The sequence below is a fragment of the uncultured Polaribacter sp. genome (assembly GCF_947497695.1).
Classification (GTDB): domain Bacteria; phylum Bacteroidota; class Bacteroidia; order Flavobacteriales; family Flavobacteriaceae; genus Polaribacter.
In genome coordinates, this window is the sequence record NZ_CANMHM010000003.1 from 142,517 (window position 1) to 156,972 (window position 14,456).

At 28.6% G+C, this 14,456-nt stretch carries 12 protein-coding genes and 1 riboswitch; of the genes, 8 read left to right on the forward strand and 4 right to left on the reverse strand.

Annotated features, from left to right (window positions below):
* Nucleotides 1-125: 125 nt before the first annotated feature.
* The 4 genes from Q0731_RS04960 (at nt 126) to Q0731_RS04975 (ending at nt 3,912) form a co-directional block, all read left to right on the forward strand.
* On the forward strand, nt 126-434 hold the full coding sequence (locus Q0731_RS04960; protein WP_299060728.1) for an ORF6N domain-containing protein: 309 nt from the start codon (nt 126-128) through the stop codon (nt 432-434).
* Entirely contained in the window at nt 416-667 is a 252-nt protein-coding gene (locus Q0731_RS04965; protein ID WP_299060730.1) for a hypothetical protein, read from the forward strand. Before Q0731_RS04960 ends, Q0731_RS04965 begins: the two co-directional genes overlap by 19 nt.
* Nucleotides 668-821: 154 nt before the next feature.
* A complete protein-coding gene (locus Q0731_RS04970; protein WP_299060732.1) occupies nt 822-3,560 on the forward strand; it encodes a DNA gyrase/topoisomerase IV subunit A in 2,739 nt (912 codons plus the stop codon).
* A 10-nt stretch (nt 3,561-3,570) separates the two neighbouring features.
* Complete coding sequence (locus Q0731_RS04975; protein WP_299060734.1) at nt 3,571-3,912, forward strand: DUF2834 domain-containing protein; 342 nt, start codon at nt 3,571-3,573, stop codon at nt 3,910-3,912.
* A 464-nt stretch (nt 3,913-4,376) separates the two neighbouring features.
* Here the strand turns inward: Q0731_RS04975 and Q0731_RS04980 are convergent, their stop codons facing one another.
* A complete protein-coding gene (locus tag Q0731_RS04980; protein WP_299060737.1) occupies nt 4,377-5,510 on the reverse strand; it encodes an ABC transporter substrate-binding protein in 1,134 nt (377 codons plus the stop codon).
* Nucleotides 5,511-5,567: 57 nt separating this feature from the next.
* A riboswitch (cobalamin riboswitch) is annotated at nt 5,568-5,811 on the forward strand.
* 87 nt (nt 5,812-5,898) lie between these two features.
* On the opposite strand from Q0731_RS04980, the gene Q0731_RS04985 reads away from it, so the two are divergent.
* Nucleotides 5,899-7,782 carry a TonB-dependent receptor plug domain-containing protein gene (locus Q0731_RS04985; RefSeq protein WP_299060740.1) on the forward strand — a complete coding sequence of 628 codons (1,884 nt, stop codon included), beginning with the start codon at nt 5,899-5,901 and terminating at the stop codon, nt 7,780-7,782.
* Nucleotides 7,783-7,835: 53 nt separating this feature from the next.
* Here Q0731_RS04985 and Q0731_RS04990 read toward each other — a convergent pair whose 3' ends face one another.
* Genes Q0731_RS04990 through Q0731_RS05000 form a run of 3 tightly spaced genes read right to left on the reverse strand, consistent with a single transcriptional unit; the run spans nt 7,836 to nt 9,690 of the window.
* Entirely contained in the window at nt 7,836-8,348 is a 513-nt protein-coding gene (locus Q0731_RS04990; protein ID WP_299060743.1) for a hypothetical protein, read from the reverse strand.
* Complete coding sequence (locus Q0731_RS04995; RefSeq protein ID WP_299060745.1) at nt 8,349-9,071, reverse strand: DUF3307 domain-containing protein; 723 nt, start codon at nt 9,069-9,071, stop codon at nt 8,349-8,351.
* Between the two features lies 1 nt (nt 9,072).
* Complete coding sequence (locus tag Q0731_RS05000) at nt 9,073-9,690, reverse strand: SatD family protein (protein ID WP_299060748.1); 618 nt, start codon at nt 9,688-9,690, stop codon at nt 9,073-9,075.
* Nucleotides 9,691-9,929: 239 nt separating this feature from the next.
* On the opposite strand from Q0731_RS05000, the gene Q0731_RS05005 reads away from it, so the two are divergent.
* From Q0731_RS05005 to murA, 3 genes are all read left to right on the forward strand, one after another.
* Entirely contained in the window at nt 9,930-12,251 is a 2,322-nt protein-coding gene (locus Q0731_RS05005; RefSeq protein ID WP_299060750.1) for an ATP-dependent helicase, read from the forward strand.
* 185 nt (nt 12,252-12,436) lie between these two features.
* The gene (locus Q0731_RS05010; protein ID WP_299060752.1) at nt 12,437-13,099 is read left to right on the forward strand and encodes a DUF4290 domain-containing protein; all 663 of its coding nucleotides are present in this window, start codon (nt 12,437-12,439) and stop codon (nt 13,097-13,099) included.
* A gap of 3 nt (nt 13,100-13,102) precedes the next feature.
* Nucleotides 13,103-14,413, forward strand: a complete 1,311-nt coding sequence (murA, locus tag Q0731_RS05015) for a UDP-N-acetylglucosamine 1-carboxyvinyltransferase (RefSeq protein ID WP_299060754.1) — start codon at nt 13,103-13,105, stop codon at nt 14,411-14,413.
* The last annotated feature ends 43 nt before the right edge of the window (nt 14,414-14,456 follow it).

Below are 14,456 nucleotides of genomic sequence, written 5' to 3' on the forward strand. Positions count from 1 at the left end.
AAAGTTTAAGGTGCCAAATTGTCTCCTTAAAATTTAAGTTAAAGTAAAATTGGAGGTCGCAATTTGTGACCTCCAATTAAAAAAACAACTTGAGGAGCCAATTTGGTGCCTCAAGATTATAAAAAATGAAAGAAGAAGAAAATTTAATAATTCCTGATGAAATAATATCTAATAAAATCTATTTGATTCGGAATCAAAAGGTAATGTTAGATAGAGATTTAGCAGATTTGTATCAGGTCGAAACAAGAGTTTTAAAACAAGCAGTTAAAAGAAACTTAAATCGTTTTCCAGAAGATTTTATGTTTGAATTGACTAAAAATGAATTTGAAAATTGGAGATCACAATTTGTGACCTCCAATTCTGATAAGATGGGTTTACGTTATGCTCCAATGGTTTTACAGAGCAAGGAGTTGCAATGTTATCTAGTGTTTTAAATAGTGATAAAGCAATTGCAGTAAATATTAAAATTATTAGAATATTTACTAAAATGCGTGATTTATTAAATGATAATTTAAGTTTACGATTAGAAATTGAAGACATTAAAAAGAAAATGAACAATCACGATAAAAATATAGAATTGGTATTTTCTTATTTGGATGAATTGGTTGAACGAAAAGAAGAGAAAAAAGAAAGAACACAAATAGGTTATAAAAAAGTTAAAGATTAAAACAAATAGTTGGCAAACAAGCTTGCGTTAGGGATTGAACGGTTTGTTTGAGCTCTTACGCTTTTTAGCGTAAAGCGAGTAGTGAAAGCCCGACCTTTAGGTAACGCCCAAATAATAAATAATTAAACGATTAAACAGTTAAACGTTTTTTTTAATGAGTGAAGAAACAAACGAACACGAACACGAAGAAGAATTAACAAACGAAGGAGAACAATTAGATTCGCCCCAAGAAGAGACCATTACCAAAGTTACAGGCATGTACAAAGAGTGGTTTTTAGATTATGCTTCGTATGTAATTTTAGAAAGAGCAGTGCCTTCTTTAGAAGATGGTTTAAAGCCAGTTCAAAGAAGAATTATGCATTCTATGAAAGATTTAGATGATGGACGTTACAATAAAGTAGCAAATATTGTTGGGCACACTATGCAGTATCATCCTCATGGAGATGCTTCTATTGCAGATGCAATGGTGCAAATTGGGCAGAAAGAATTGCTAATTGATATGCAAGGAAATTGGGGTAATATCTTAACAGGAGATAGAGCTGCAGCCTCTAGATATATTGAAGCTAGACTTTCTAAATTTGCTTTAGATGTTGTTTTTAACCCCAAAACTACAGAATGGAAACTGTCTTATGATGGACGTAGAAAAGAACCGATTGATTTACCTGTAAAATTTCCATTGTTGTTGGCTCAAGGAGCAGAGGGAATTGCAGTTGGGTTATCTACCAAAATATTGCCACATAATTTTATTGAGTTAATAGATGCTTCCATTAAATATTTAAAAGGCAGAAGTTTTAAAATTGTACCCGACTTTTTAACAGGAGGAATTGCAGATTTTACGAATTATAATGATGGAAAAAGAGGAGGAAAGGTTCGTATTCGTGCAAAAATTTCTCAATTAGATAAAAAGACGTTGGTTATCACAGAAATTCCTTTTTCTACAACCACAACTTCTTTAATTGATAGTATTTTAAAAGCCAACGATAAAGGGAAGATTAAAATTAAAAAGATTGAAGATAATACAGCAGCAGAAGTAGAGATTTTAGTGCATTTGCCACCAAATGTATCGCCAGATAAATCGATTGATGCTTTGTACGCATTTACCAATTGCGAAACTTCTATATCTCCTTTAGCTTGTACAATTCAAGATAATACTCCTGTTTTTGTTGGAGTTTCAGACATGCTAAAACATTCTACAGATTTAACTGTTGAATTGTTGAAAAAAGAGTTAGAAATTCAGTTAAATGAATTGGAAGAGCAATGGCATTTTTCTTCTTTAGAAAGAATTTTTATAGAAAATAGAATTTATAGAGATATAGAAGAAGAAGAAACCTGGGAAGGTGTAATTGAAGCCATAGATAAAGGTTTAAAACCACATATTAAACACTTAAAACGTGCTATAACTGTTGAAGATATTACACGTTTAACAGAAATTAGAATCAAGAAAATTTCTAAATTTGATATTGATAAAGCGAAACAATTTATAGAAAGTTTAGAAGAAAAAATTGCAGTTGTAAAAAATCATTTAGCCAATTTAATTGAGTTTGCAATCGATTATTTTAAGCGTTTAAAAGAAACCTATGGCAAAGGAAAAGAACGTAAAACAGAAATAAGAATTTTTGATGACATTGTAGCGTCTAAAGTTGCCATGAACAATGCAAAATTGTATGTAAATAGAGCAGAAGGCTTTATTGGAACCTCTTTAAAAAGAGACGAATTTGTTACAGATTGTTCTGATATTGACGATATTATTATTTTTAGAAAAGATGGTGTAATGACAGTTACTAAAATAGATGCTAAAACATTTGTTGGTAAAGATATAATACATGTAGCTGTCTTTAAAAAGAAAGACAAAAGAACAGTGTATAATTTTATGTATAGAGATGGTACAAAAGGTACATCTTACATGAAACGTTTTAACGTTACCTCTGTTACTCGTGATAAAGAGTATGACTTAACCAATGGTAGTAAAGGTTCTGTAGTGCTTTATTTTTCTGCAAACTTAAATGGAGAAGCAGAAGTTGTAACTGTAAACTTAAGATCTAACGGACGAATTTTGAAGTTGAAATTTGATATAGATTTTGCTGATTTATCTGTAAAAGGGAGAGCTGTTAGAGGAAATGTAATTACAAAATATGCTATAAAATCGATTGAATTTAAAGCAGAAGGAGTGTCTACTTTAAAACCACGTAAAATTTGGTTTGATGATGCTGTGCAACGTTTAAATGTTGATGAAAGAGGCGAGTTGTTAGGCGAATTTAGAGCAGAAGATAAATTATTAATTATTACTCAAAGTGGAAAAGCAAAGGCTGTAAAGCCAGATGTAGCAATGCATTTTGAAGATGATATGATTGTTTTAGAAAAATGGAAACCTAACAAACCTATTTCTGCAATTTATTTTGATGGAGAAAAAGAACGTTATTACATTAAACGTTTTTTAATTGAAACAGCAGATAAAGAGGAGATTATTATTACAGAACATCCTAAAAGTCAATTAGAGATTGTATCTACAGATTACAGACCTGTTGCAGAAATTCAATATTCTAAAAGAAGTATTGAAAATGAGGAAGTAAATTTAGAGGAATTTATTGCTGTAAAAGGAATTAAAGCATTAGGAAACCAATTAACGACAGAGAAAATAAAGCAAGTCAACTTATTGGCATCGTTACCTTTTGATGAACCTGTAGAAGAAACATCCGAAGAAATGGAAGTGGTGGATGAAGAAGTGATTCAGGATAAATTGCCACTTGAAGTACCAGAAGTTGAAGTTAAAAAACCAGTTTTAGAAGAACTTTCTGCCGAAGAAAAAGCAAAAAGGGTTTTACAAAAATCAATTGCTAAAAAGAAAGCAGAAGAGAAGAAAAAGGATGATGATAGTCAAGCGAAGTTGTTTTAAAAATTATTAAATGAAAATTAAACATATTTATATTTTATTATCAGTAGTAGGTATTTGTTATACTTGGTATTATAACATCCAGTGGTTTCAAACTGCAGAAAATCCTACTTTTTTAAATTTTATGAATGATGCTCAAATAAATTTTGCAGGCAAGTCTTTTGGGGCAGATTTAACCGTTGTTGTTTTTACTTTTTTTGCATTTATGATTCCAGAATCTTTGCGTTTAAAAATTAAGTTTTGGTGGATTTTAATTCCGTTAACATTTTTAATTGCAATTGCATTTACTTTTCCATTGTTTTTATATATGAGACAAATTAAGTTAGAAAAACTAATAACTAAGAAATTAAATTAATAGGTTTAATCTTTTGAAATTAATTTAGAATTAAACATTATTAGGCATTAATTAAATTTATAAAATAAAAATAATTTTATTTTTGATAAGATAGCTTGGTTTTTAGACTATTTAAAACGCTTTTTTGAAGGTTTGTTGTGTTGTTTTTTTTTTTTTTTTTTTGAAACGATTGTTCTGAATAAATTAATTATTAGGATGATTAAAATTTCGTATTTATTTATGTTTAAGTAACTTAATTTTTTCGTACAATAAACCTAAACCTATTGAAATGATTGGTTAGTAATTGAATTTAAACTGTTGTCTTGAAATATATAGGGATTCTGCAATTATTTCATCAAAAAACAGTATTTGAAAATTTTAAGTAAGAATATTACTCTTAAGTTTGCAACAAAATAATTTGTCATTCCTGCGAAAGCAGGAATCTATATTAACCAACTAAATTTAAAAACGACATCACAAAAAAATTACTTCATCTTCTCAAAGAAAGTCAATTTATAATTTGGTAATAACTCATTATTTGTAATTTTAATAATATCCTTTAAAACCAAATCGGGTCTTGTAGGTGCTAATTCATAAAAAATAACGCCACCAGTTTTTCCTTTTTTGGTTGAAGGAGTGTAGATGTTATTATTTTTAAAAGCATCAAATTGATTATAAATTTGATTGCTTTGTAATAATTGTTCTTTGGATGAAAAATATCCAGGAGAAATCCAAAAATCAGCATTTTTAGCTTTCTCAAAAACACTTTCAAAACTTAAAGATAAACTTCCTTTTCCCTCAGAATTTTTCCATAAATAAGAAACATTTGCATCTTTTAAAAATTGAGCCATAAAACTTTTACCAGCAGGTAAATTCCAAATGTCTTTGCTCATAATTGCACCAGATAAAATAGTTGGTTTTTTTGTTGATTTTAAAGCTGTTTTTTTAGCATCTAAGTAATCAGCTTCAATGGTTTTAAAAATACGATCAGCTTGTTTTTCTTTATCAAACAAAACACCAAAAAATTTAATCCATTCTGCTCTGCCTAAAGGCGTTTTTTCTAACCAATCTCCGTTATAAATTACATCAATGCCTGCTTTTTTTATGGTAGTTAAACTTTTATCAGCTGCAGAAACACTAAAGCCAACCACTAATTCTGGCTGTAAATCCAATAATATTTCTGTATTTAAAGCATTTTCTTTTCCTATTTCTTTGATTTTACCTGCATCAATTAATTTTCTTGTTTTTTCTGATGAAACATATTTTGAATGCGGGAAACCAATAATTGAAGCCTCTTCTTTCAATAATTCAACCATTGGAATGTGTGTTGTAGAAGTAACTATAATTTTTTGAATAGGAGTAAAGAGGGTATTTGTAGATTTTTTTTCTTTAGGATTTCTTTTTTTGATAACATACTCAAAAGTTTCATCAAAATTTTGATACGCAGCTTTTATAATTAGTTTTTTAGTTCCGTTTTCTGTAATAATGTCAAAACCTTTAGCATATTTAATGTTACTTGTTGAAAAGGTTTTTTTATCAACTTTTATAGCTTCTTTTTTACAAGAAATTATCAATAAAAAATAGACGCATAAAAATAAAGTGTATATAAGTTTTTTCATCAAAAATAAATAAACAACAATATTACAAAAACGTTTTGTTATACCAATTTTAAAACTACATTTGCAGCGAATTTTGGTTTTGATGTAATACATCATTTTACATTAAATTAAAAGGGAATCTGGTTAAAATCCAGAACTGTTCCCGCAACTGTAAGTTTATGCTAAACATAGTTTAGTACCTTATAAAGGATGTTATTTATTCTTTAGCCACTGTTTAATTACTGATACAAATTCAGTATAAATGGGAAGGCAAATAACATAAAAACAAGTCAGGAGACCTGCCACTTTTCAAGATGTAAAAACTTTCGGGATAAAAGTTTATGTACAATTTAGGAGCTTTCTTGTACACATAATTTACCTGATTTATTGTAAATCAAATTTATTTAAAATGAAAAAACAATTATTTATTGTTAGTGTATTGGCATGTAGTTTTGTCAGCACAAATCTTTTTGCACAAAAAAAAGAAAAGCAAAAAGAAAAAGTAGAAATCTTGAATGAAGTTGTAGTTACTGCAACAAAATTTGCCACCAACAAAAAAAATATAGGTAAAGTTGTACATAAAATCACTCAAGAAACCATTAAAAATAGTCAAGGAAAAACAGTTGTAGACTTATTAAACGATGTTCCAGGAGTTGAAATTAATGGTAATTTTAGTACAAAGGGGCAAAATTTAGGGTATTATATTAGAGGAGGTAGAAACAGACAAGTGGCTATTTTAATTAATGGGGTTTCTGTAAACGACCCATCTTCCTTTAATGGCGATTTTGATTTACGTCAAATAGATATCAACCAAATTGAAAGCATTGAGGTTTTAAAAGGAGCGTCATCTACTTTATATGGTACAGGTGCAGCAACTGGTGTTATTAACATTCTATTAAAAAAGGCTTCAAAAAAGCAATTTGCAGGTACTTTTAATTCTTCTTTAGGTACAAATTCTTCTGTTGAGGATACTGAAATTTTTGGTGATGAATTTGCTACCAGTTTTAATTTTAATGGAACTTTAAATAAAATAGACTACTTAGTTGCTTTAAATCGAACAGATTCAAGAGGTTTATCATCATTAGAAAGCACTACAGAAACATTATTTGAAGAAGATAATTTTACAAGACAAAATGTATTATTAAATTTAAATTATAGCATTACTGATCAATTTAATTTAAGTGTTTTTTCAAGTTATGACGAGTTTTCAACTGATTTTGATGGTTTTTCTGTAGATGCAAACAATAACTTAGAAAGTATTCAAAAAAGAATGGGTATAAATGCTGACTATAAATACAATAAAGGAACGTTAAAAGTAAGAACTTTTTATACTGATATTGATAGAAATCAAACTCCTTCAGCAGATTTTTTTAATGGAAATGTATATGGTTTTGATGTCTATAACAACTACAAATTTAATAATGTGTATTCATTTTTAGCTGGTTTTACTTCTCAATATCAAGATATGACTCAAAAAACCGCATTTAGTACTATTGAAGAAGGAACAGGAAAACAACATTTTTACGATCCTTATGTATCATTAAATTATAATTCACTTTCTGGATTTAATTTTAATGCAGGAACTCGTTTAAATATTCATAGTGAATACGGTAGTAATTTTGTTTTTAATGTAAACCCTTCTTACAACTTTGATATTAATAATAACAATGTAAAAGTTTTTGCTTCTTACAGTACTGCTTTTGTAACACCAACTTTGTCTGAAATTTTTACAAAACTATCTACTATTGATGAACTTTTACCAGAAGAAGACATGACTTTAGAGGCTGGTTTTGAATTAAATTTAGCTAAAAACATTACTTTAAATGGAACCTATTTTTATAGAGAAGAAACCAATAAAATTGGATTTGACCCTATGACATTTCAAACAATTAATGATTTGGGAACTTTTTATGCAAACGGACTTGAAACTGAAATGATATTTAAAGTAACAGATAAATTACGTTTATTAGCCAATTATACCTATATAGATAGAGATGAAAACTTATTGCTAAAAATACCTCAAAATAAGTTTTTTATAAAAGCAGATTATAATTTAAGCACATCAACTTTTACATCTTTAAGTTACAGGTTTGTTGATGAAACAAAAGATTTTGGGAATGTAGATTTAGCTTCTTACAACTTGGTAGATTTTTTTATCAATCATAGTATATTAAAAAATAAAGTTACTTTTTATGGAAATATAACAAATATATTTAATGAAAATTTTCAAGAAATTGCAGGCTTTACAACTCGTGGTAGAAACTATAATTTAGGGGTAAGAGTACAATTTTAAATAAGAAGTTTGTTTAAAATTAAAAAGACCATCTACTTAAGATGGTCTTTTTATTACAATAATTTTCTCACTTCATTTTTAATAAATGAAAGTGCTGTTTCTGTTGGAGGTAATGTTTTAGTGTAATATAAGATAACATTTTCTCTTAAACTATTTGCAGTTTTACTTGTTTCTGCAACTTGTTTTAATTGATTAATAACTGCATTTTTTGAGGCTAAAATAGCAGTCCAAGAAGCATCAGAAATATACATTTGTTGTACTAAGTTGTGTTCAAATTCTTGCTCTATATTTGCAATTAATAATTGTAAATAATCATTTATATTTTCTGAAACGGGTTTTACTCTTACTAATAATTTAGCAGGGTTTATTCTTTCACAAAATAACATTAAGCGTTCATAAGCTTTTAACTTTATTGGAAGAGACTCTTTTTTTACTTCTGATAAAATAGCTAATTTTTTCTCGGAATTTTGCTGTTTTAAAAATTCTTTAAACATAAAATAAGCTACTAAAGCTGTAACTAAAGCTGGTAAAATATAGGCAATACTTTCTAATAATTTATCTTCCATTTATGATAATAATTTTAATACATACAAATATAGAACTCCTAAAAAGATACCAAAACCAAAACTTAATAAAGTACCAATTAAAATATATTCTGTCAGTTTTCTGTCTTTGGATGATGTTAAATCTCCAAATCTAAAAACAGACTTTGCAGCCAATAAAAAACCAATAGCTTCCCAATGATTGGTAATTACAAAAGTAAAAACAAATAAACGTTCTAAGATTCCAATATAACGTCCTGCTTTGGCAAGAGATTCATCATTTTCTTTTTTACTTTCAGGATTCCATTGTGTAATAATTATTTTAATGATAATTGCAGACACAAAACTAACCAACAGTAAAAAGATGGTTAATAATAAAATTTGATCTGTGATAAAGTTTTTTGTTGATAAAGAAAAATCAACATAAAAAGAAGTCGCAATTACTAATAATAATAGATGTAAAATTTGATCGATAAAAAACCAAATTCGTTTTGTATGCTTTTTTTGAAGGTATAATTTTACTACATCAACAGTAAAATGAGTACTTATAATAAATAGAAATGCGAACCAATACTTTTGCAAATTAAATTGAAGTACAAGTAATAAAAATAACCCATGAAGACCAATATGAAAGTATAATTTTACTGATTTTATTTTTATCTGTTCTTTATTTTTAACCCATTTTTTGGGTTGAAATACAAAATCGCCTAGAATATGTGCCAACAAAAATTTTAAAAATAAAATCATTTTATAATTGTATCTTTTGCTCAATTAGTTTTCTAAAACGCTTTTCTAATTTCATAATAGGTTCAAAACCTGCTCTTTTTTGACGTTCGCTAACGCTACTTTGTGTAATCCCTAAAATTTTAGCAATTTCGTTTTGTTTAGCATCTTTATTGTTTAAAGAAAGTTTAAAAATTTCGGCAGAGTTTTTTGTCCAAGAGTTTATGGTTAAAAGAGCCAAGTCAAAAGCAATGTTTAATTCTTCATCAATTTCTTGCCAAGGTGTTTTTATGGCTAAATTTTGCTTTTTAAGATAATTGTCAAACGCAAAACCAGAGTTTATAAAGGCTTCTCCATTAGATTCTGTAATTTTAGAAGTACTAAATTCTTTAATACCAATTCCTATACCAATTCTAATATCAATATTTTCGGTTGATTTTAATGCGGATTTTATTTGTAAAGCAGTAAATAAAGCATTTTCACAATTATTTATTTCTAATTGAAAACTATCTCCTCTGTATATTTCCCAAGTTTTTGGAGATTCTCCATAAATATTTAATATCTTTTTTAGATTATTCATCAACCAAGAAACATCTTGAGTTTTTCTAGAATTTATAATATCAGCTGTTAATATACTTGTCATTAGAATGCAATCAATTTTAACAAATATAGTATTTTTATTTATCAATCAACAAAATATCGGGTTAAGAGCAGATATTTTAAAATATCGGGTTTAAAGCAGATATTTTAAGTTATCGGGTTAAGAGCAGATATTATTTATTTTAAAAATGAATAACTTTTGAATAAAAATATGCATCATATTTTATAAAAAACAAATAGTTTGGTTAAATTCACGTTTTCAAATACTTTTAAAATAAACGATTGAGCACATATTTAGATTCTTTAAACGAAGCACAAAGAGAGGCAGTGATACAAAAAGACGGCCCAATGATTATTATTGCAGGTGCAGGTTCTGGTAAAACACGTGTATTAACTTACAGAATTGCTCATTTAATGAAGCAAGGTGTAGATTCATTTAATATTTTATCACTCACATTTACCAACAAAGCAGCCAAAGAAATGAAGGCAAGAATTGCTGGAGTTGTGGGTAACAGTGAAGCTAAAAACCTATGGATGGGAACATTTCACTCCGTTTTTGCACGTATTTTACGTTCTGAAGCAGATAAATTAGGTTTTCCAACCAATTTTACAATTTATGACACGCAAGATTCTGTACGTTTAATATCTGCAATTATTAAAGAAAAGCATTTAAACAAAGAACAATACAAACCTAAACAGATTTTAGGTCGAATTTCATCCTTTAAAAATAGTTTAATTACAGTAAAAGCGTATTTTAATAATTCAGACTTGCAAGAAGCAGATTTACATGCAAGCAGACCAGAAGTTGGTAATATTTATAAAGAGTATGTAGACAGATGTTTTAAAGCTGGTGCTATGGATTTTGATGATTTATTGTTGAGAACCAATGAGTTGTTAGCTCGTTTTCCAGAGGTTTTGGCAAAGTATCAAGATCGTTTTAGATATATTATGGTAGATGAGTATCAAGATACAAATCACTCACAATATATTATTGTTAGAGCATTAGCAGATAAATTTGGTAATATTTGTGTAGTAGGTGATGATAGCCAAAGTATTTATAGTTTTAGGGGAGCAAATATTCAGAATATTTTAAATTTTCAGAAAGATTATCCAGAAGTAAAAACCTTTAAATTAGAGCAAAATTACAGGTCTACAAGTAATATTGTTAATGCAGCAAATTCTGTTATCGAAAAAAATAAAACAAAGTTAGATAAAGAAGTTTGGACTTCTAATGATCCTGGAGATGGTATTAATGTAATGCGTACTATTTCTGATGGAGAAGAAGGTCGTTTTGTAGCACAATCTATTTGGGAAAACCAAATGAACAACCAATTAAGTCCTAATGATTTTTGTGTGTTATACAGAACCAACTCACAATCTAGAGCCATTGAAGATGCGTTGCGTAAAAAAGGAATTGATTATACAATTTATGGCGGAATTTCATTTTATCAAAGAAAAGAAATTAAAGATATTTTGTCTTATTTACGTATTTTAATCAACCCTAATGATGAAGAAGCGTTAAAACGAATTATCAATTATCCTGCTCGTGGAATTGGTGCAACAACTATTGATAAGTTAACCATCGCAGCAAATCACTACAAAAAATCAATCTTTGATATTATAAAATATATTGATAAAATAGATTTAAAAATAAATTCTGGCACAAAAAATAAGTTACAGAATTTTATGAATATGATACAAAGTTTGCAAATACAAGCAGAAACCAAAAATGCCTTCGAAATTGCAGAAATAGTTGTTAAAAAAACATTATTAATAAAAGATTTAGAAAAAGACGGAACACCAGAATCTGTAAGTAAAGTAGAAAACGTACAAGAACTTTTAAACGGAATTAAAGATTTTATTACCGATAAAATTGAAGAAGGAGAAGATACATCTTTAACCACGTTTTTAGAAGATGTTGCCTTAGCTACAGATTTTGATGCTAAAAAAAATGACGACAAACCAAGTGTGTCTTTAATGACTATTCATCAATCTAAAGGATTGGAATATATGTATATATATGTTGTTGGTTTAGAAGAAAATTTATTTCCTTCTGCCATGAGTATGAATACTAGAAGCGAGTTAGAAGAGGAGCGAAGGTTGTTTTATGTAGCATTAACAAGGGCAGAAAAAGTGGCATACTTAACTTATGCACAAACACGTTACAGATGGGGTAAATTGGTAGATGCAGAACCAAGCAGGTTTTTAGAAGAAATAGACGATCAATATTTAAATTATATTACACCCAAAAGTACAAACCCAGCAATTAATAATTTTTTAGATAAAAGTATTTTTGAGGATGCCCCAAAAGGAATTCGTTTTCAGAAACCTATTCAGCGTAAAAAAATGGAGCGTGATTTGGTAAAAAAGAAAGAAGTTATCATTCCTAAAAACTTAAAAAAGGTAACACACGCAACTTCAAAAGCAAATTTATTTGATGGAAATATTGTGGTTGGTAATTTTGTAGAACACAACAGGTTTGGTACTGGAGAGGTAATTGCCTTAGAAGGAAATGGACCTAATAAAAAAGCAGAAATTAAATTTGGAACTGTTGGAAAGAAGAAATTATTATTACAATTTGCAAAATTAAAGGTGATTGGATGATAAACTGTTTCGAATTGAGTTTAAATGCTATTTTTCTTAAAAAAGAGAATCTAATTAAAATCACTCTAAAAACTAAAAATAAATTGTTATTTTGCAACATTAAATAAAGGCAAAAAACAAATAGCCAGTTCGAGTCTCACGCTTTTTAGCTTGATGTATCGAGAACACTTCACAAAAATAAATAAATGACATTCGATTTAGAATACAATTCAGAAAGACCCTTAATGATTATACCAGAATATGGTAGACATATACAAAAATTAGTAGACCATTGTTTGGCCTTAGAAACAATAGAAGAACGAGATAAAATGGCAAAAGCTATTGTAGATGTAATGGGTAATTTACAGCCACATTTACGTGATGTTCCAGATTTTAAACATAAATTATGGGATCAATTATACATGATGTCAGATTTTAAATTAGATGTAGAATCTCCTTATCCTATTCCTTCAAAAGAAGAATTACAAGAAAAACCAGAAGGTTTGGCCTACCCAAAATCAGCATCTAGATATCGTTATTATGGTAACAATATTCAAGCAATGATAGATATTGCTTTAGAGTGGGAAGACAGTGAAAAAAAGACAGCATTGGTATTTACCATTGCAAATCACATGAAAAAATGTTATTTAAATTGGAACAAAGATACAGTAGATGATTCTGTGATTTTTAAACATTTATTCAATCTATCTGATGGTAAACTAGATTTAACAAATACAGAAGAGTCTCTCTCAGAAAGCAAAAATTTGTTAAGAAAACCACGTACACAAGGGCAAGGTCAAAGTAGCACAAAAAGCACTTACAAGAAACTACAACACAGCAATCAAAATAAAAATAGAAAAAGATATTAATATATGGCATCATTTAAAATTGAAGGCGGTCATAAATTAAATGGAACAATTACTCCTCAAGGAGCAAAAAATGAAGTATTACAAATACTTTGTGCAGTTCTATTAACCCCAGAAAGAGTTGTAGTAAACAATGTTCCTGATATTATTGATGTAAATAAGTTAATTTTTATTTTAGGAGAATTAGGTGTAAAAGTAGAAAAGTTAAGTAGTAATTCTTACGCTTTTCAAGCGGATGAAATAGATTTAGATTATTTAGAGTCTACAGATTTTAAAAGAGACGGAAGTTCTTTACGAGGATCTATTATGATTGTTGGGCCACTTTTAGCTCGTTTTGGTAGAGGATATATTCCTAGACCTGGAGGAGATAAAATTGGTAGAAGACGATTAGATACCCATTTTGAAGGTTTTATTAGATTAGGTGCAAAATTCCGTTACAATAAAGAAGAACATTTTTATGGCGTAGAAGCAGAAGAATTACATGGTGTAGAAATGTTGTTAGATGAAGCTTCTGTTACAGGTACTGCAAATATTTTAATGGCAGCTGTATTAGCAACAGGGACTACAAAAATATACAATGCAGCTTGTGAACCTTACATTCAACAACTCTCTAAAATGTTGAATTTGATGGGCGCAAAAATTTCTGGAGTTGGCTCAAATTTGCTAATTATAGAGGGTGTAGATGCTTTAGGAGGATGTGAACATACTGTTTTACCAGACATGATTGAAATTGGTTCTTGGATTGGTGTTGCAGTAATGACAAGATCTGAATTAACTATAAAAAATGTTTCTTGGGAAAACCTTGGGCAAATTCCTAATGTGTTTAGAAAACTAGGAATTACTCTAGAGAAAAAAGGAGACGATATTTACATTCCTGAGCAACAATCGTATGAAATACAAAATTACATAGATGGTTCTGTATTAACAGTTGCAGATGCACCTTGGCCAGGATTTACACCAGATTTGCTAAGTATTGTTTTAGTAATTGCTACACAAGCAAAAGGAACTGTTTTAATTCATCAAAAAATGTTTGAAAGCAGGTTGTTTTTTGTTGATAAATTAATTGATATGGGGGCAAAAGTTATTTTGTGTGATCCTCATAGAGCAACTGTAATTGGTATGAATTTTAAGAGTTCATTAAAAGCTACCAAAATGACATCGCCAGATATTAGAGCAGGAATTTCTTTATTAATAGCTGCATTGTCTGCTAAAGGAACCAGTATTATTAATAATATTGAACAAATAGATAGAGGTTATGAAAATATTGAAGCTCGTTTAAAATCTATTGGTGCTAAAATTGAAAGAATTGCTGATTAACAGGTTTTTTATTAAACTTAAAAAAAATAGATGCTAAGAAAAA